Source organism: Xenorhabdus ehlersii (assembly GCF_003610465.1).
In the GTDB taxonomy this organism is placed as follows: Bacteria; Pseudomonadota; Gammaproteobacteria; order Enterobacterales; family Enterobacteriaceae; genus Xenorhabdus; species Xenorhabdus ehlersii.
Genome location: NZ_RAQI01000005.1, coordinates 235758 through 255065 on the forward strand (window position 1 = coordinate 235758; position 19308 = coordinate 255065).

At 42.2% G+C, this 19308-nt stretch carries 22 protein-coding genes; 17 read left to right on the forward strand and 5 right to left on the reverse strand.

Annotation, left to right across the window (positions count from 1 at the left end; genetic code table 11):
• Positions 1-11 precede the first annotated feature (11 nt).
• The gene (locus BDE27_RS15895) at positions 12-1040 is read right to left on the reverse strand and encodes a phage tail fiber protein (protein ID WP_120211378.1); all 1029 of its coding nucleotides are present in this window, start codon (positions 1038-1040) and stop codon (positions 12-14) included.
• A 150-nt stretch (positions 1041-1190) separates the two neighbouring features.
• Here BDE27_RS15895 and BDE27_RS15900 point away from each other — a divergent pair, with 150 nt between their 5' ends.
• The 4 genes from BDE27_RS15900 to BDE27_RS15915 all read left to right on the forward strand — a co-directional run bounded on the left by BDE27_RS15900 (position 1191) and on the right by BDE27_RS15915 (position 3846).
• Positions 1191-1376, forward strand: a complete 186-nt coding sequence (locus BDE27_RS15900; RefSeq protein ID WP_099134145.1) for a hypothetical protein — start codon at positions 1191-1193, stop codon at positions 1374-1376.
• Positions 1377-1468: 92 nt separating this feature from the next.
• Positions 1469-2608, forward strand: coding sequence for an ISAs1 family transposase (locus tag BDE27_RS15905; RefSeq protein WP_120211304.1), 1140 nt, complete (start codon positions 1469-1471; stop codon positions 2606-2608).
• A gap of 139 nt (positions 2609-2747) precedes the next feature.
• The gene (locus BDE27_RS15910) at positions 2748-3338 is read left to right on the forward strand and encodes a hypothetical protein (RefSeq protein ID WP_099131700.1); all 591 of its coding nucleotides are present in this window, start codon (positions 2748-2750) and stop codon (positions 3336-3338) included.
• Positions 3331-3846, forward strand: a complete 516-nt coding sequence (locus BDE27_RS15915; RefSeq protein ID WP_099131699.1) for a tail fiber assembly protein — start codon at positions 3331-3333, stop codon at positions 3844-3846. Before BDE27_RS15910 ends, BDE27_RS15915 begins: the two co-directional genes overlap by 8 nt.
• Positions 3847-3872: 26 nt before the next feature.
• Here the strand turns inward: BDE27_RS15915 and BDE27_RS15920 are convergent, their stop codons facing one another.
• Positions 3873-4403, reverse strand: a complete 531-nt coding sequence (locus tag BDE27_RS15920) for a tail fiber assembly protein (protein ID WP_244208813.1) — start codon at positions 4401-4403, stop codon at positions 3873-3875.
• The gene (locus BDE27_RS15925; protein WP_120211379.1) at positions 4390-5340 is read right to left on the reverse strand and encodes a hypothetical protein; all 951 of its coding nucleotides are present in this window, start codon (positions 5338-5340) and stop codon (positions 4390-4392) included. The genes BDE27_RS15920 and BDE27_RS15925 overlap by 14 nt, the downstream gene beginning before the upstream one ends.
• A 367-nt stretch (positions 5341-5707) precedes the next feature.
• Here BDE27_RS15925 and BDE27_RS15930 point away from each other — a divergent pair, with 367 nt between their 5' ends.
• The 8 genes from BDE27_RS15930 (at position 5708) to BDE27_RS15965 (ending at position 13679) form a co-directional block, all read left to right on the forward strand.
• Positions 5708-6886, forward strand: coding sequence for a phage tail sheath protein (locus tag BDE27_RS15930; protein ID WP_099133797.1), 1179 nt, complete (start codon positions 5708-5710; stop codon positions 6884-6886).
• A gap of 11 nt (positions 6887-6897) precedes the next feature.
• Entirely contained in the window at positions 6898-7416 is a 519-nt protein-coding gene (locus tag BDE27_RS15935) for a phage major tail tube protein (RefSeq protein ID WP_074020972.1), read from the forward strand.
• 106 nt (positions 7417-7522) lie between these two features.
• Positions 7523-7840 carry a phage tail assembly protein gene (locus tag BDE27_RS15940; protein WP_074024573.1) on the forward strand — a complete coding sequence of 106 codons (318 nt, stop codon included), beginning with the start codon at positions 7523-7525 and terminating at the stop codon, positions 7838-7840.
• Between the two features lie 14 nt (positions 7841-7854).
• Positions 7855-7974 (forward strand): GpE family phage tail protein, encoded by a 120-nt coding sequence (locus BDE27_RS15945; RefSeq protein ID WP_208638602.1) that lies wholly within the window; start codon positions 7855-7857, stop codon positions 7972-7974.
• Complete coding sequence (locus BDE27_RS15950) at positions 7967-11404, forward strand: phage tail tape measure protein (RefSeq protein ID WP_120211380.1); 3438 nt, start codon at positions 7967-7969, stop codon at positions 11402-11404. Before BDE27_RS15945 ends, BDE27_RS15950 begins: the two co-directional genes overlap by 8 nt.
• A complete protein-coding gene (locus BDE27_RS15955; RefSeq protein WP_099133794.1) occupies positions 11401-11865 on the forward strand; it encodes a phage tail protein in 465 nt (154 codons plus the stop codon). Before BDE27_RS15950 ends, BDE27_RS15955 begins: the two co-directional genes overlap by 4 nt.
• Positions 11862-13346 (forward strand): phage late control D family protein, encoded by a 1485-nt coding sequence (locus BDE27_RS20210; protein ID WP_099133793.1) that lies wholly within the window; start codon positions 11862-11864, stop codon positions 13344-13346. Before BDE27_RS15955 ends, BDE27_RS20210 begins: the two co-directional genes overlap by 4 nt.
• A gap of 96 nt (positions 13347-13442) precedes the next feature.
• Positions 13443-13679, forward strand: coding sequence for an ogr/Delta-like zinc finger family protein (locus BDE27_RS15965; RefSeq protein ID WP_045973604.1), 237 nt, complete (start codon positions 13443-13445; stop codon positions 13677-13679).
• A gap of 143 nt (positions 13680-13822) precedes the next feature.
• Here BDE27_RS15965 and BDE27_RS15970 read toward each other — a convergent pair whose 3' ends face one another.
• Positions 13823-14047, reverse strand: coding sequence for an HP1242/YdcH family protein (locus tag BDE27_RS15970; protein WP_099133792.1), 225 nt, complete (start codon positions 14045-14047; stop codon positions 13823-13825).
• A 267-nt stretch (positions 14048-14314) separates the two neighbouring features.
• Between BDE27_RS15970 and eco the strand changes: the two genes are divergently transcribed.
• The 3 genes from eco (at position 14315) to BDE27_RS15985 (ending at position 16284) form a co-directional block, all read left to right on the forward strand.
• Complete coding sequence (gene eco, locus BDE27_RS15975; protein WP_099133791.1) at positions 14315-14791, forward strand: serine protease inhibitor ecotin; 477 nt, start codon at positions 14315-14317, stop codon at positions 14789-14791.
• Positions 14792-15022: 231 nt separating this feature from the next.
• Complete coding sequence (gene aqpZ / locus BDE27_RS15980; RefSeq protein ID WP_099133790.1) at positions 15023-15730, forward strand: aquaporin Z; 708 nt, start codon at positions 15023-15025, stop codon at positions 15728-15730.
• Positions 15731-15831: 101 nt separating this feature from the next.
• Positions 15832-16284, forward strand: coding sequence for a GNAT family N-acetyltransferase (locus tag BDE27_RS15985; protein WP_099133789.1), 453 nt, complete (start codon positions 15832-15834; stop codon positions 16282-16284).
• A 79-nt stretch (positions 16285-16363) separates the two neighbouring features.
• Here BDE27_RS15985 and BDE27_RS15990 read toward each other — a convergent pair whose 3' ends face one another.
• Positions 16364-16957, reverse strand: a complete 594-nt coding sequence (locus BDE27_RS15990) for an ATP-dependent Clp protease proteolytic subunit (RefSeq protein WP_099133788.1) — start codon at positions 16955-16957, stop codon at positions 16364-16366.
• A 408-nt stretch (positions 16958-17365) separates the two neighbouring features.
• Between BDE27_RS15990 and pvcA the strand changes: the two genes are divergently transcribed.
• Positions 17366-18364 carry an L-tyrosine isonitrile synthase gene (gene pvcA, locus BDE27_RS15995; RefSeq protein WP_099133787.1) on the forward strand — a complete coding sequence of 333 codons (999 nt, stop codon included), beginning with the start codon at positions 17366-17368 and terminating at the stop codon, positions 18362-18364.
• Between the two features lie 43 nt (positions 18365-18407).
• Entirely contained in the window at positions 18408-19280 is an 873-nt protein-coding gene (gene pvcB, locus BDE27_RS16000; RefSeq protein WP_099133786.1) for a tyrosine isonitrile desaturase/decarboxylase, read from the forward strand.
• The last annotated feature ends 28 nt before the right edge of the window (positions 19281-19308 follow it).

Here is a 19308-nt window from a genome sequence, read left to right on the forward strand (position 1 = left end):
TGCCCCTATATTTATTCCGACTCAGTCAATTTCCGTTGTTGCTGATTCCAAATAGAACTCTCTGGCATCTGGACACGGACAGATATAGACCGACCGGCGGGGATATCAATCGGATCACCGTCGGAGTAGCCGTCCCGTACATTTTGGGCGAATGTGGGTGCGTTTGGATGCTCTCGGTGATACGTCATGATTTTGATGGAACCGTCCGGCAACACTTTGTAATCCACCCAAATCAACGGCAGTTTATTTTTGCACAGCGGTATCTCAACCCCACCATCAACGCCGCCCCATGCCGCATCTGCATTAAATCCCAGCACGTTTTTAATGAGATAGACGCCCTCGGATAGACGTTCAACGATTGCGCCCTCGGATTCGTCGTTGGTAGTGAATTTGCCATCGGGGTGAATTTCAATGATAGGGGACGCTGTTTTGATGTAACCGTCAACGACGGTGGTGTTCGTTTTTCCCCATAACGCACCTCCCCGAATAGATGATCCCACCTGCATCTGGAATTGCAGCTCATTGCGGCTCGCACTGACCCACAAATGGAATGCGTTATTGGCATCATACCGGAGCAAAATACCTGCTCCCCACCCTCCCCACATGTCCCTCCCAGCACCTCCCCCCATACGATAAAATGACGTTGGGAACCGCTTGGCTCTTAAATCATCGTTGGTAGCTACCGGTAGGTTAGTTTCACCCAACCCAAATCGCAGATATCGGTTGTCAAAATTTGAGTAATCTCCGGGCTGAACCTGTTTTCCAACTCGCAACCCTTCACGAATATTACATCCGCCTAATGTATCGATATTTGTAATACCCCGACCCCGCAAATAATGGTTGAATACAGGGTTTGATGATGTCCCGTTGTTATAACCCAGTTGAGTCTGTTCATCACCAACGCCGTTATCGTCCAATTGCGTAGATATCGCAATCGAACCTGTGCCCATCCTAAACCCTGAGAATCTGACCGGTGCCAGCAAATCTCCGCCATCATGTCTATTGAGGGCATTTTCCGCCAGTCGTTTTGTTCCCGCCAAACCGACGTTAAAAGATACCTCCTAAACATTCCAAATTTCAGAACGAGGATCCAGAAAGTTTCCAAATGGAAAAATGATAAATAAAAATTATGATTAATTGATTTTTTAGAAGGGTATTCGTTGGATACTTTATTCAGTTATGAATTTTGATTGGGACTAAACGTCGGTTTGGCGGGAACGGCGGAGCTGGCGAAAAATGCCCTACCGAAAACAGGGGGAACGTTAACTAACAACGGCCGCGTGCTGGAATTGAAAAATACAACCAGCAATTCATTGTATATTCAAGGAACCAACCATAACGATGCAGGGCAAACGGGTCTAAATTGCTCAATATGATTAGCGGAGTATATTCAGTACAGAGAAATAGGAATAATCGCCGTTTGTGATTTATCATTAGCACCTCATCAATGATAATCCTAGAAACTGCCATGCAAGCCACAACCCTCAGCAATGCTTTTGGACACCTCACTGATCCGCGTGTTAACCGGACTAAACAATATTCACTCATCGACATTTTGACTATCTCGATCTGTGCCGTAATCTGCGGTTGTGAAGGTTTCAATGCGATTGAAGAATACGGTAAATCTAAAGAAGATTGGTTCCGGCAATTTCTGGCTCTTCCTAATGGCATTCCCAGTCATGATACCTTTAACGATGTGATAAACCGGCTTGATCCCCAAGAATTTGGACTCGCATTTACCCAATGGGTGAAGAGCTTAGCCACATTCTCTGATGACATTATCGCCTTGGATGGCAAAACATTGCGGGGTACGCTTGACAAAGCGAATGGTGCACCGGCGCTTCATCTGGTTAGCGCCTGGTCAGTTGAGAATCAACTTTGCTTTGGTCAGGTGAAAGTCTCAGATAAATCGAACGAAATTACCACAATCCCCAACTTGCTGGCCTTGTTGGATATTGAAGGTTCCACTGTCACGATTGATGCAATGGGCTGTCAGTACAAAATTGCTGATCAGATTGTCGGGGAGCAGGCTGATTATGTTCTGGCATTAAAAGGCAATCAGGGTGAATTTCATGACGATATCAAATACTTTTTAGATACTCAGCTAGCAAAAAGTTTTAGGGGGATCCCCCACGCTCAAACCCGGAGTACAGGAGGCGATCACGGTCGTATCGAACAGCGTCAGTTGTGGCTGGTTAACGATATTCACTGGTTACGGGAACGACATCCTCAGTGGCACACACTGGGTGGCATCGCGGTGGTGGAGTCTTGGCGTGAAGAGCAGGGAAAACCCGAGAGTTACGCCCGACGTTATTATATTACCAGTCATCGTGATAAATCGGCGGACTTTATTGCGGGAGCGATACGTAGCCATTGGCATATTGAAAATAAATTGCACTGGCAGCTGGATGTGAGTTTTGGTGAAGACAGCCAGCGTCTGAGAAGCGGTCATGCTGCTGAAAATATCGCTTTAGTAAATAAAATAGCCCTTAACCTGCTGAAAAATGAGAAAACCGTAAAGGTAGGAGTGAAAACTAAGCGTCAGAAAGCAGGATGGGATAATAGTTACATGCTGAAAGTCCTCACGGTGGGTTTTACGTCAGTATAATTTAGACCCGTTTGCCCTGCATAACGATGTTGCAAAATGGCGAATTGGCAATACAGGTGCGAACAATGATTTTTCATTACATAACGTTATTGAGGGAACGTATGTTGTTATTGCAAACAAAACCATCACCGTTAACGGCGTGCCCATCATTAATGGAAACGATCTGGCATCCCTAAAAAATAATATTGATGCAGCAAATCAACAGGCAGAGAACGCAAACAAAAATGCGAACAATCGCGTTCCCAATAGTCGGAAAATCAACGGAAAACAACTAACTAGTGATGTTACCTTGAATGCAGGTGACGTTGGCGCGTTATCAACATTGGGTGGCACGCTGACGAATAATGGCAATGTGCTGGAATTGAAAAATACCGTGACCAGTTCATTATATATTCAGGGTACCGACCAGAACGGAAATCCCCGTTGGCGCGTCGGGAGTCCAGGTGTGAGTGATATGTTGACGGTGCATAACGTTATTGGCGACACCTATGTATATATCGGTAACAATGGGGATGTCAAAATAAACAATAACCCTATCATTACCGGCGTCAGATTGGGTGAAATGATATCGACATCCGTGCCTGCTGCACAGGTCACCGTGTTGCCAGACGGCCACGTTGTTGTCGGGATAACTAAAAACAGCGCGGGTTCAGTCTCACACGTACCGAGTCGCCCCATTCAGTATTTAATCGCCGGCCAGTGGCGAAATGTCGAGGTGTTCAATGGTTAAATTCGAATCGTTTCAGAAATACAAACCGACTGACGCGATTGCCGGCGTTGCCTATTTGATGAGTGCAGACAACACTGACTGGTACGAATGCCAGAAATTATTTTCCCCTGCCACGCTCAAAATTGTTTATGACGAAAATTTAGTTATCCGGTCAATGGGGTATGACGTCAGCGCATTTTTCCCGATTGGTCTGTCAATCGCCGAAATTGACCCCAAACAGGTGCCAGTGGGACTCAACATTAATGGGGGCTGGCAGTATAGGGCGGGTAAAATCTGTCCGCGTATTTATACCCCAGAGGAGTACCAACAACAGGCGGTGTATCAAAAACAGCATCTAATGAACATAGCGAGGGATAAAATCGCGCCGTTACAGGACGCGGTAGACCTCGATATGGCCACCGATGCCGAGAAATTATCATTAGCCGAATGGCGTAAATATCGGGTACTGCTCAATCGGGTGGATTGCTCTACCGCACCTGATATCCAATGGCCGGAACAGCCGAAATAAATAGAGGGGCTAAATGCCCCTGATTGTTATTCTGGCGCTTTAGGCCAGTCAATATTTGGTGCTGTCGAACAGTCTACGCGGTTTAATAACACGGTGTATTTTTTCCACGCGATCAGTGTCGATTGCTCTGTGTCTGTTGCCATGTTGAGATCGACAGCATATTGGAGTGGAGTGATTGAATTTGTAGCCTGAGACATTAGATAGCGTTTCTGCGATTCTGCCTGTTGCTGCAATTCCGCTGGCGTCTGAATTCTGGGCGTAATTTCCCCATTAATGAAAACCCACTCGTGATCCCAGCCAAAATCATCAGGAACATCATTTTTCACAATTTCAGCGACATATAACCCTATTGGACATAACGTGCTGGCATCATCACTAAACGAGCGGATAATACCATCATCATCATAGGCAATTTTTAACGTATCCGGTTCAAAATTCTGTTGTTGTTCGTACCAATCACCATCTGCATTTGTCAGATACAGACAGTTACCGTAGGGTTTTGATGTTGGCGTATATTCAACAAATTTTTTAGCCATTTTATTGTTATTGCGTGACATTGATCCACCCTCCATTTCTCATGATCTGCAAATTAGCGACGCGTAGCCGTTCGATGACCCAAACGCCGCCGCCAGGTGTTCGTGACAGCCGAACACCAACCACAAATTCGTTGGTTGAAAAATCCAACCATTCGTCTATTTTTGTTGTTATTTCACGGGGTGTTGATAATCGCAGCGACGTGACATATTTTTCCGCATCGGCCGAATTCAGTAATGTCCCGTTGGTTTTCGGTATATGATTTACATTTACCTGACCATTAGTTTTTTGTGAAATGATGGCACCACCGGCGCCATTCATTTCTATTGTCACGGTGTTTTTATTGCGTGTATCCGATAATTCAACACCGGCAAATCCATTATTCGCTGCAACATAGACCCTGTCATAGGTTGATAACCATTGTTTAACAGCAATACTGCCATCAACGACGCCACCCGTTCTCGGTAGGGCGTTTTCCGCTAGTTTCACCGTGCCCACTAACCCAATATTCCGCACAAACTCTGGTTTGTTGGGGATATCGGCGCCGTTTCGGGATTTTTCGAGGCGGTTGTCTAGGGCGTCAGTTACGGATTTCTGGCTCATCACCTGCGATACACTGTCACCCACAGATTGGATAATGTCCGCTGAATTCAATAGTATCCCGTTGGTTTTCGGGATGTGGTTTACGTTTACCTGTCCGTTAGTTTTTTGTGAAATGTAAACACCGCCGGTGCCGTTCATTTCTAACGTCGCCGTATTGCTGGTTCTGGAATCCGATAATTCAACACCGGCAAATCCATTATTAGACGCGACATATACCCGATCAAACGTTGATAACCACTGTTTAACTGCGAGGCTGCCATCAACAATGCCACCCGTTCTCGGTAGGGCGTTTTCCGCTAGTTCCACCGTTCCCGCTAAACCGAGGTTTTTCACAACCCATGGATCCTTACGATCCAAGCCAAGATCCCACTCCCTGAACCGCGAGAACCAAAACTAAGCGACAAAAAAGAGCCATTTTAGCCTATCAAAAAATAACCAAAAGCCAGAATCACACTGAATAATACCGGAAAGGATGAATTTTAAACTAAATTCGGTTATTAAATGACCTGTAAAAGGTTATTATTTAACCAATAAAGGGTTCTTTCCAACCAAACCATTTGATTTTCTCCCACCAACTAAAATCAATTAAAATCAACCCAACAAATTGATTATAAACAAAAATATAAGACCACATTTGTACCGTCCCCCACACACAGCCAATCGAATGATTTCCTCCGTCCAATCCGCCAATATATCAGCACACCTTAACAGGAGAACCGCTAATATGGCACAAGACTATCATCACGGCGTCCGTGTACAGGAAATTAATGAAGGTACTCGTACCATCACTACCGTTAGCACCGCTATCGTAGGTATGGTTTGTACTGCTCCTGACGCAGACGAAAAAACATTTCCATTAAACACTCCAGTTCTGATTACTGACGTTATGAGCGCCAGTGGTAAGGCTGGGAAAAAAGGGACTTTGTCCGCTTCACTGAAAGCTATCGCTGCTCAGGCTCAGCCTGTGACTGTGGTTGTTCGTGTGGAAGAGGGCGAATCTGAAAAAGATACTGTTACTAACATCATCGGTGGTGTTACTGAGGCCGGTAAGAAAACCGGTATGCAGGCGCTGTTGGCGGCACCAAGCCAACTCGGTGTTAAACCACGCATTCTGGGCGTTCCGGGTCTGGATTCACTACCGGTTGTTACTGCACTGGTTTCTGTTGCGCAGAAACTGAAAGCGATGGCTTATATCAGCGCTTACGGCTGCAAAACTATTGAAGAAGTGATCAGATATCGTGACTACTTCAGTCAGCGTGAGCTGATGCTGATTTGGCCTGATTTCCTGAGCTGGGATACGGTGACCAACAGCGAAGCGACTGCATTTGCAACCGCTTATGCGCTGGGTCTGCGTGCTAAAATCGATGAAGAAACCGGCTGGCATAAAACTCTGTCCAACGTTGGTGTTAACGGAGTGACTGGCCTGTCTGCTGATGTCTTCTGGGATCTGCAAGATACCGCGACTGACGCCGATCTGCTAAACAAAGCAGGTATCACGACGCTGGTCCGCAAAAACGGCTTTCGTTTCTGGGGTTCACGAACTTGTGCTGGTTCTGCTGATCCTCTGTTCCAGTTTGAAAGCTACACCCGTACCGCTCAGGTTCTGGCTGACACTATGGCTGAAGCACACATGTGGGCTATCGATAAACCGCTGACTCCATCACTGGTGCGCGACATCATCGAAGGCGTCAATGCCAAGTTCCGTGAACTGAAATCTGGTGGCTACATCATTGATGGCCGTTGTTGGTACGACGACAAGGCTAATGACAAGGACACCCTGAAAGCCGGCAAACTGACCATCGACTATGACTATACACCTGTACCGCCACTGGAAAACATGATGTTACGCCAGCGCATTACAGATAGTTACCTGATGGATTTCGCGAAAAGTATCAATAAATAAGGGGCTAACTGATGGCATTACCTCGCAAACTTAAATACCTGAACTTGTTCAATGATGGCAACAACTATCAGGGGATCGTGGAAGAACTGACTCTTCCTAAGTTGAGCCGCAAGCTGGAAGCCTATCGCGGTGCTGGCATGAATGGCAGCGCAATGGTGGATTTAGGTCTGGATGAAGGCGCACTGGATGCTGAATTCACTCTGGGCGGCGTTGAAGCTCAACTGTACAAACAGTGGGGCATCGCGAAAGCCGATGGTGTCATGCTGCGCTTTGCTGGCTCTTTTGAGAGTGAAGATAACGGTGAAGTGGTTGCAGTCGAAGTTGTGATGCGTGGTCGTTTCCAGGAGTTCGATCACGGTACTTATAAACAAGGTGATAACACCCAGACCAAAATCACTGCCAAAAATACTTATTTCAAACTGACATGGAATGGTGAAGAACTGATTGAAATCGACACCATCAACATGGTTGAGAAAGTAGGTGGGGAAGATCGTCTGGAGCAGCATCGCCGCGCTATCGGTCTTTTTTAATCGCTTCTTTTAGCAATTAACTTTTTTAAAACTTATTTCCTGTCTCATCAGTGTATTAATCGTGCCTGTTGAGACAGGTCTCTAATCGGATAAACAAGGTTGAACCATGACAGAAACACTGAATACTCAAAATGACGATCTGCGCACCATTGAATTGGAAGCACCACTGGCGCGAGGCAACGGCGAAATCACGGAAGTGATGGTACGCAAACCTAACAGCGGTGCGTTGCGCGGTGCACGTTTACAGGCACTGCTGGAAATGGATGTGGATTCTATGCTGCTTGTCCTGCCGCGTGTTACCACCCCTGCATTGACCAAAAATGACCTGATAATGATGTCACCTGGTGATCTGATTAATCTCAGTGTGGAGGTGGTCAATTTTTTGTTGCCGAAGTCGGTCAAGTCCGATTCCCAGAACGATTAACCGTTGATGAATTGGTGGCAGATATTGCCACCGTTTTTCACTGGTCACCGACAGTCACAGATGCAATGTCACTATCGGAACTATTGGACTGGCGACATCGGGCCATTTTGAGAAGTGGTGCAGAAAATGAGTAATATACAGTCACAGCTTAACAAGGTACTGAGTACTGTTGGTAAGTTGACCAGTTCCTTTAAATCTTTTCAACAGCATCAGAAAAAACTGGTAGGTTCAGTTGATAAAATTTATAACCAGTTTAAAAAACTTAATAAGACTGTTGAAGGATTAAAACCCATTGTAGGTTATGCGCAGGAAACTGCGCGTATGCGTGCCGATCTTAAGGCCTATAATCAAACCATTAAACAATCTTTCTCTGCGCGGCAGAACTCCTCACAAGTAATGCAGGTGAATTCTGCCAGCCAATCAGCTAATATTGTTCAAATAAACCAGAATGTCAGACAGGAAAACTCATCCAGTAAAAAGAATGAATTTAATCTTGGTGTGACGGGTAATATGACTAACAATTTTAAATTGTTAGATAAATTGGTTATTAATATTAATCCAAAAATAACAATTTTATTTGATACGCTGAAAAAAATCAAAACAGTTTTGAAATTTCCCACTAATTCAGTGAAGGCATCATTTCAAATTCTGATTAATTCTATAAAAATTTTTGGTAGTGTTGGTATAAGAGTTTTTGGTTCTCTGAGAGTTAGTCTCCGTATCTTTGGTATTTTGTCTATTCAGATTTTTGGAACATTGAAAGTTCGGCTAAATATTTTTGGAAAGATAGGAGTTAGAGTTTTTAGTTCGTTGCGTATTGGATTTAATGTATTTGGGCAATTAGGAATCCGAATATTTGGTTCATTGCGTATTAGTCTGAATATCTTTGGACAATTGGGTGTCCGGATCTTTGGTTCATTGCGTATTAGTCTGAATATCTTTGGGCAGTTAGGTGTCCGAATCTTTGGTTCATTGCGTATTAGTCTGAATATCTTTGGGCAGTTAGGTGTCCGAATCTTTGGTTCATTGCGTATTAGTCTGAATATCTTTGGGCAGTTAGGTGTCCGAATCTTTGGTTCATTGCGTATTAGTCTGAATATATTTGGTCAGTTGGGAATCCGGATCTTTGGTTCATTGCGTATTGGCCTGAATATATTTGGTCAGTTGGGAATCCGGATCTTTGGTTCATTGCGTATTGGCCTGAATATCTTTGGGCAGTTAGGCGTCCGAATATTTGGTTCGTTGCGTATTGGCCTGAATATATTTGGTCAGTTGGGAATCCGAATCTTTGGTTCATTGCGTATTAGTCTGAATATATTTGGTCAGTTGGGAATCCGGATCTTTGGTTCATTGCGTATTGGCCTGAATATCTTTGGGCAGTTAGGCGTCCGAATATTTGGTTCGTTGCGTATTGGCCTGAATATATTTGGTCAGTTGGGAATCCGAATCTTTGGTTCATTGCGTATTGGCCTGAATATCTTTGGTCAGTTGGGAATCCGAATCTTTGGTTCATTGCGTATTGGCCTGAATATTTTTGGTCAGTTGGGAATCCGAATCTTTGGTTCATTGCGTATTAGTCTGAATATATTTGGTCAGTTGGGAATCCGAATCTTTGGTTCATTGCGTATTAGTCTGAATATCTTTGGGCAATTAGGAATCCGGATCTTTGGTTCGTTGCGTATTGGCCTGAATATTTTTGGTCAGTTGGGAATCCGGATCTTTGGTTCATTGCGTATTAGTCTGAATATCTTTGGGCAGTTAGGCGTCCGGATCTTTGGTTCATTGCGTATTAGTCTGAATATCTTTGGGCAGTTAGGCGTCCGAATCTTTGGTTCATTGCGTATTGGCCTGAATATTTTTGGTCAGTTGGGAATCCGAATCTTTGGTTCATTGCGTATTAGTCTGAATATATTTGGTCAGTTGGGAATCCGAATCTTTGGTTCATTGCGTATTAGTCTGAATATCTTTGGGCAATTAGGAATCCGGATCTTTGGTTCGTTGCGTATTGGCCTGAATATTTTTGGTCAGTTGGGAATCCGAATCTTTGGTTCATTGCGTATTGGCTTGAATATATTTGGTCAGTTGGGAATCCGGATCTTTGGTTCATTGCGTATAAGGCTGAATATCTTTGGACAATTGGGAATCCGAATCTTTGGTTCATTGCAAATTAGGCTGAATATTTTTGCTCAGTTGGGGATGCGAGTTTTTGGCTCTCTGAGAATTAGCTTAAATATATTTGGTCAATTAGGTGTAAGAGTATTTAATTACTTAGGAAGTAGCCTCAATATATTGGGTAGTGTTGGAGGGAAAGTTTTTGGTTTTCTCAGGAATTCATTAAATACACTATTCAGTAGCGGTAACAAAAACGGTATTTTTGTAGGGTTAAGAAAAAGTATAGGAAAACTAGGAAGTATTGGACAACAAGTATTTGGCTTTTTGGGCAATAGTATAAGAATGCTGGGAAGTATTGGTGCGAAAGGTTTAGGTTTTTTAGGTAATGCTTTCAGTATACTGGGTCGTGCAATAATGATTGTTGGCCGAGCTATGATGGCGAACCCCATTCTTGCCATTATTGGTGTTATTGCAATGGCTGCTATTTATATTTGGCAGAATTGGGAAACATTAGGACCCAAATTCACTGCTTTGTGGGAAAACATCAAAAATGTCTGTAGCAATGCATGGCAGGGAATTAAAGACAGAGTCAGTGCTGCTTGGGAGGGCATTAAGAGTTATTTCATGGATGGTGGATTAATCGGTCTTATTTACCAAAATTGGGACACGATTAAACAAAGTACTTTAGAAGCTTGGGAATCAGTTAAAGCTAAAATAGGTGAAGTTTGGGAATCCGTTAAACAGAATACTTTAGAAATTTGGGAGAGCGTTAAAAAATCAATTTCAGATAGATGGAATGAAATTGTTGCTGATGTTCAGGCTATTCCTGAAAAATTAAAAGCGGCTGGCTCAGCAATGATCGATAGTTTGCTAATTGGTATTCAAGAAAAATGGGAGCACCTGAAAAGTAAATTCGCCTCTATTACTGATTGGTTTAAATCGTGGTGGTCTGGTGATGATAAAAAGGAAGTTACCGTAAAAACATCACAGGAAATTACTAAGAGCGATACATCTCAGCAGGCAAAACAGATTACTCAACATGATACAGGCGGATTTATTCCTGCAGGGAAACAAGGCCTTGTGGGGGAATATGGTCCTGAAATTATCAATGGCCCAGCTAATGTTACCAGCCGGAAAAATACCGCGAAACTTGCTGCTTTGGGTCTTGCCGTTAGCTCAATGTCACTGCCGATTGCGGCGCAGGATGCACCATTACACGCGCAGAGTTTACCTGCTCACGCTTATGAGGAAGTGCAGGCGAAACGGGAGCGGAGTCAGCCACAGCAATATGGTGGCGCAGCCCCGCAATATAACATCTATGTCTATGGCACCCAGGGGCAATCCGCGCAGGATATTGCCCGTGTGGTCAGGCAGGAATTGGAACAAAGAGAACGTATGCACCAGGCGCGTATGCGTAGCTCACTTTCAGACAGAGGAGAAGATTTCTCATGATGGCTGCACTTGGTTTGTTTGTTTTTATGCTGAAAACAACGCCCTATCAGACTTTTCAATATAAACAGAGTTGGCGACATGCCTTCAACAGCCGCGTGGGAGCGCGGCCTGCCTGGCAGTTTGTCGGTTCAGACAATGATACTATCACGCTATCAGGGGAGCTTTATCCTGAACTGACCGGTGGTTCACTTTCATTGACCGCATTGAAAGTGATGGCAGATAGCGGCAAAGCGTGGTCATTTATTGATGGCAGTGGTGCCATTTACGGTATGTTCGTTATCGAAAGCATTGATGAGACAAAAACAGAATTTATGTCAGGTGGCGCGGCCAGAAAAATCAGTTTTACGCTGACTTTACGGCGTGTTGACAATAACTTGTTTGAAATGTTGGGAGACTTGCAGGATCAGCTTTCTGATATCAAAGACGATATTGTCAGGAAAGTCAGGGGAGTGTTCTCATGATCGATTTTGAAAAGTGGATACCCGACACGGATTGGGTTCCCCAATTTGATTTGGTCACTGGAAAAGTCAGTGAGCCCGCTTTTCGTCTGGAAATCAACAACAAGGATATCAGTGGGAAGATCCAATCACGCCTGATGTCATTAACATTGACGGATAATCGTGGTTTGGAATCAGATCAGCTCGATATTGAGTTGGATGATGCGGATGGCATGCTGATGCTGCCTCTTCGTGGCGATATTCTTACATTAGAACTGGGGTGGCATGGCCACTCTTTAACGCCGAAAGGAAAATTTGTTGTTGATGAAATTGAACATGTCGGTGCGCCAGATCGATTGACCATTCGTGCCCGCAGTGCGGATTTTCGTGGTGATCTGAATGTGAAACGGGAGGCTTCTTACCATAAATGCACTTTAGGCAGTATTGTCAGTACCATCGCTGCCAGAAATAAATTGGAGTTTAAGATTAGCTCAGAGTTAGAAAATATCTCTATGCATATCGATCAAACAAATGAATCTGACGTCAGCTTTTTGACTCGATTGGCAAAACAAGAAGGCGCAATCGCTTCAGTCAAAAATGGCGAATTATTGTTTGTTCAGCAAGGGCAGAATAAAACGGCGAGTGGTAAGCATATTCCGCCTGTACTGATTACGCGTAACTCAGGGGATAGTCACAGATTTTCTCTGTCCGATCGTGAGGCTTATACTGGTGTGGCTGCTCAGTGGATGGATACACGTACAGCGACTAAACAGACGGTTAAACTGAGGCGAAAGGAATCAGAAGAAGGAAAAGTTGAACTTATCGTTGAATATGAAAGCAGTAGTAGCCAATCATCAGACAAGGATTCTTCTCAAAAAGACAAAAACGCCACTAAAAAAAAGGGGGGGACTTCCAGGCAAAAGCAACCACAATCCACTAAAAAGGGAAAAGATCTTAAACCTAAACCTCCTGCACCTGGCAAAGTTAATTTGGCGAAGAAAAACCCAAAAACTAAAGGTCGTGGAAAGCCGACTTATATTAAAAAGGGGAGTAAAAAGAAAAACAAAAACAAAGGTAACGGCAGTATCGAGATAGAAGCAAATTTCGATATTGAAGCAAGCATATCTTATGAAGAACAGCGTGAATCAACGGTTGAACACCATCAAACAACTACAGTACAGCAAGAATCTGCAAGCTATTTGGTGGGAACTCAGGAGAATATTCTGACGCTTTCGCGCATTTATTCTAACAAAGAAAGTGCAGAGCGTGCTGCTATCGCCGTTTGGAAAAAAATGCAACGAGGAGCTGCGCAGTTCTCTATCACATTAGCATTGGGGCGTGCTGATATTTATCCTGAAACTCCCATCCAGTTAGAGGGTTTTAAGTCAGAAATTGATGAAACTGACTGGACTTTGGTCAAAGTCACTCACACGCTCAATGACAGTGGTTTTACGACATCATTAGATCTCGAAATAAAAATTGACGAATTTGAAATGAGTTCTTGATCTCAATATGAGATCTTTGGTATATTGTTCACCAGACGAGATAATGTTATTTCAAGACAGTTATTTCAAGATAACGATTTCAGAAAGGTGAACAATATGATTAAGTGTCCTCTGTGTGGTCAATCAGCGCATACTCGTAGCAGCTTTGAGCATTCAAGCCAAACAAAGGAGCGCTATAACCAATGTCAGAATATCAATTGCGGAGCAACGTTCGTCAGCCATGAAACCTTTGTCCGTTTCATTTCTAAGCCAGGTGAAGTCCAAAACGTGACGCCACATCCAAGGGCAAAAACCAAGAGACAACCTCGCCAGAAAGCGGCTGCCGTACAATAAATAACGAAAAAATTATTGCTCCAGCTTTTTGCCACCGTTATGGTGGCTTTTTTTGGATGTTAGGTTGAAGTGGGTTCTCTATTCGAGAACTTCTTGTGACGCCCACTCGTCAACAAAGTAGGCGTCAAAACCATTTGGCTGATTTACTTCTGGCTCTGATATTGTTCCTGCAAAATCCTTTGCATTTCATCTTTGATGTGTAGTTTTTCTTTTTTCAGGCGCACAACTTTATCGTTGTAACCCGCACCATTTGGGCCTTCAAGTTGGGTTATCTCGTGGTCAAGTCGGTTATGTTTTTCAAACAGGGATTGGAAGCGGGGATGAGATTCTTTCAGGTTGGATACTAAATCACGATATTCTGGAAACATAAGACCTCCTATACGAAATTCACTACTACACTCAGTGAGTGTAGTAGGTCATTTTAATATCAGATTTGAGAAATATCACATAAAAAAGAACTGGTAGAACCTGTTAGTTTGTTGATGATAAATAAAATTTGACATTGATTATGAGTGGATAGATTTTTCCATATCTAATGCCTTTAAGAATCAGTGCCTTGCCAAAAAACATAATTTACCCCTGTCTTTTTGTTGTTATTATCTAGTCTCCTTTTTAAATATATTCAGAGGTGATATATGAAAAAATATCTATTCCCTTTAGCTGCACTGATGGTATCAACTTCGGTTTTTGCCGACAAAAAACTTGAAGATATCGCCCCTTATCCTGCGCCTTCTGAGAAAATGGCTCGTAGCGTGATTGAATTGCCTCAGAAAGAACATGAAAACGGCTATATGGTTGAGTTGGTGATTGGCAAGGATATGAAAGTGGATTGTAATCATCACTGGTTTGGCGGTAAGTTGGAGACTAAAATCCTGGAAGGGTGGGGATATGACTATTATGTGCTAAATAATGTGACTGGTCCCGCTTCAACAAAAATGGCTTGTCCAAATGAAGAAAAAACAGTGCGTTTTGTTCAGGTTCAGTTAGGTAAGGATGCTTTTATCCGTTATAACAGTAAATTACCTATCGTAGTATATACGCCAAAATCGTTGACAGTTAAATATCGTATTTGGCAAGCTTCGGATGAGGTAAAGAAAGCTGTTATCAAATAAGTTATTGATTAACTAAATAAACAACCTGAGTTGTTATATTAAACTCAGGTTGTTTTAGAAATGCATTTCGTCGTTGCTTATTGTTAAGTTAACAATAAATAAATTTATATTGGTGATATTGGTTTTTTCTTTATTTTTCTGTCTGTGATTTCTTGCCCATAATTAAAAACACTAACTAAACTATTTTTGGATTCTTTTGCATTCATGCAAATATCATTGAGGAATCGTCGAATGTTTAAAAAGTTATCGGCAGAGTTTTTAGGTACTTTTTGGTTGGTGTTTGGTGGATGTGGTAGTGCTGTTTTAGCTGCAGCATTTCCACAGCTGGGGATTGGTTTTGTGGGTGTATCTCTGGCTTTTGGTTTAACTGTGGTAACAATGGCCTATGCGGTAGGGAATATTTCAGGAGGGCATTTTAATCCGGCAGTAACATTGGGCTTGTTCGCTGGCGGGCGTATTTCTGCTAAAGAGGTTATTCCTTATATTATTGCCCAAGTGATTGGAGGAATTGCGGCAGCTGCGGTACTGTACCTTATCGCCAGCGGTAAAAGTGGTTTTGATGCAACGGCAAGTGGTTTTGCATCTAATGGCTATGGTGAACATTCTCCCGGTGGTTTTTCATTACGAGCTGCAATTATTATTGAATTAATATTAACCGGATTTTTCTTAATTGTCATTCTTGGAGCAACAGACAAAAATGCACCAGCAGGTTTTGCACCATTGGCTATCGGCTTAGCATTGACACTTATTCACTTAATCAGTATTCCAGTAACAAATACATCAGTTAACCCGGCAAGAAGTACCGCGGTTGCTATTTTCCAGGGGACCTGGGCCTTGGAGCAGCTTTGGGTATTTTGGTTGATTCCATTAATTGGTGGTGCTATCGGCGGGTTGATATACCGGACACTCTTACAGAAAGGTAATTCATCCATTAATTAATATCTCCTTCATTTTGATAAGCCATGTTATAGCATGGCTTTTTTTACTCCTTTTTATGGTAGATTTATTCACATTTCAATCTTTTCTTAAAAGGAGGAATAATGGAGAAAAATATAACATGGGAACGAGGTGAATATTGGATTACAACGGATAAGAGTAAGATTGATATTCATTTCGTACATAGTGAATTAACGCAATTATTTTGGGCGCGTGGCGTTGAGTTTGAAAAAGTCAAAATTGCAATAGAAAATAGTTTATGTTTTGCATTATTTCATTGTCATAAAGAAATTGGATTTGCAAGATTAGTGACTGATTTTTCAATGTTTTCATATCTTTCAGATGTATTTATTATCGATGAATATCAGAAGAAAGGGCTGGGACGTTGGTTGGTCGAATGTGTTTTACAGCATCCGATTATTCCTCATGTAAAACATGTGATGTTGGTGACTTCTAATGCAGGTTGGCTTTATCAGAAACTAGGATTTTCACCTGTCGTAGAACAGGATTTTGTATGGACATTAGACAAAGAGAAAATACCTGGAGTACCTCAATAAATGCTGAGAAAGCAGGCGGCTATTATTAGTATTTGGATAATTCCGCCTGTGTTATTAGCCAATAAGGCTCATAAGTTCATCAATATTCATGCAATTCATCCCAATGATGAATGATCTGCCCAATAATACCGTAATCACGGGCTTCTTCTGGTTCCATCCAGTAATTCCGATCGGTATCTTTTGCGACCTTATCAAGGGATTGATTGGTTGCTTTACTGATCAGTCGATTTATTCGGTTGCGAATTTTTATTATTTCTTTGGCTTCGATTTCGATATCGGAAGCGCGTCCTTGAACACCGCCTAATGGTTGGTGGATCATAAAACGGGTATTTGGTAGTGAGTAACGGTTTTCTTTATTGGCTGCAAGGAAGATGGTAATGCCAGCACTTGCTACCCAACCCGTACCAATCATTATAACCTTGGGTTTGATAAATTTGATCATGTCATGCAGAGTATCACCTGCTTCAACGTGTCCACCTTGGCTATTGATAAATATTTTTATTGGGTCATTACTGATTTCCTGCAAAATTATCAGTTGTGTCATTACATTTTCAGCGAGCGGCTGATTAATTTCCCCGGAAATAATAACAGATCGTGATTTAATGAGTTGATTTTGAGTAGATGAGATTGCTGTTGTTTCTTTTTCTGATCTATTTGTCAATTCGCAATGCATTATTTTTTTCTCCTGTGATAAATAATGTTGGATATATAAAAAATATAGCTTTAAAAAATAATATTTTCTAAAAACTTTGAACTTTGTTTCAGTTTTGTAACATCATCAAAAAAATTGAATTATTTTTTTAAAAAAATTTAATTTATTTGTGAAATTATAATGATATATATTTATGTCCATGATTTCTTAGAGTTTTACAGTATGTGTAATAAAATAAGATAAAATAAAAAACTCAGTATATTTATAGTTAGGTTTGGTTGTATATTGTAACTTTCCTGCTGTAAGTTTTATTTCGATATTTATATATTCAAAAGCATGTGAGTTAATGTTTTTATACTCAGCAATATCTGCATATTGCTAACTGTATTAATTGGCTGTGATGTAAATGTAATAAATTAGGAATGAATTATGGAACGTCTTGACATAGAAGAAGTGTCTAACAAAATTCTACATGAATTATTGCAGTATCGACGTCGTTTCCCTGAGTCTGAACACTCACTTCAATATGAAGAAAAAAAGGTTTCTGAGGTTCAACTGCCTCGTATCCGTGCATTTGTGGAGCAAGGGAAACCTATCGAATGTATTTTACCTGCATTTCCGACAAAATCCCCCAACCCTAGAAAAGTATTGGGTAAAATGCCAGATATGGCAGAAAAATTATCACTGATTTTTCTAAATTCCCTTTGTCAGCGTATTCAGCTTTATTATCCACCTGGGGCAAATATTGTTATTTGTTCTGATGGACATGTTTTTAGTGATCTTATTCTTGTCGATGATGACACAATTACCCATTATCAGTTAGAAATTGAAAAGTTGTTGCATGAACTGGGCGCGACTCATCTTTCAGTTTTTAATCTTGGTAACGTTGAATCACTAACGCAATATACTAATGATTACGATCAACTGCGTGAATTATTGGTCAGTCGTTATGCCTCTTCAATAGAGGAGATTAAGGTAGAACTCAAAAAAACCGAAGAGGGTGTTCAATTATATCGGGCGATTACTCGTTTTCTTTATGAAGATAGCTTATTGCCAGAATATACAGGTTCAAAAAATGCGTTGCAAAAAGATGCCCGTCAGCGCTCGGCTGGGGTTATCCAACGTAGTTGGGCGTGGGGTAATTTACTAGCAGAGCAGTTCCCCTTGGCGATCCGTCTTTCTATTCACCCGCAACCCGTGGACAGTATTAAAATTGGTATTCATATGATGCCAACTCGGGATGATTGGTTAACGCCGTGGCACGGTGTGGCGGCCAACATTAACGGCCAGTTTTTACTGATGAAAAGTGATGAAGTGAAAAAGATGAATGGAAAGCTGATCGAAATTCGGGGTGTTCCAAGCCATTACTTGATTGAAACGCCATCTGAAGAAAACCCGCAAACAGAATTCCAAACGGCGACAGCATAAGCAGAATAACCACGTGGTATACCGTATTTTAGAGAGAAAAATCATGAATACCTATGAACTTGATTGTCATATTGAGGCGATGAAACCTTTTGGCGTATTTATTACTCCCAATTACCCTGATCAGGATATTACCACACTGTCAGTTGATGCTTTGCGTGAATTAGCTCGTACTCATCTGTTGGTTGTATTGCGTGGCTTTCAATCCGGTTTTACGGATAAAGAGAAATTGGCGGAATATTCTGGCCGTTGGGGTGAAATCATGATGTGGCCATTTGGTGCTGTATTGGATGTTATGGAGCACCCGGAACCGTCTGATCATGTTATGGACAGTGGTAATTTGCCGTTGCATTGGGATGGAATGTATAGAGAAACAATTCCTGAATTTCAGCTATTTCACTGTGTTTCTGCTCCCGAAGCGGCTCAAGGAGGGCGCACCACGTTTGTCAACACTGAACAATTGATTATTGATGCCAGTGATGATGAGCGTAATACATGGAAAAATACCACCATTACTTATCGTACAAGCCGAGTAACACATTATGGCGGTGAAGTGACTTCACCATTGGTTTGTTCTCACCCCGACGGCAAAAAATGGGTGATGCGTTACAATGAGCCAATGGGTAAAGAAGATGTGAAGTATGCTGATCATCACGCCTTGAAGATAGATGGCATGTCACAGGAAGAGCAACAAGCCCTTAAGGAAACACTGTATAACCGATTGTATGATCCGCGTTATTTCTACGCTCATCAATGGCAGTCTGGTGACATTGCGATTTGTGATAACTTCACTTTATTACATGGACGGGAAGCTTTTATTTCCCGTTCTCCTCGCCATATTCAACGGGTGCATATCCATGGCGTGCCTGTGTGTAAAAATCAAAGCTTCCGCACTATTTCTGTTTCCAGTGCCGATTGAGTAGAAGTTGCCTTGAAGGAGGCTTGAT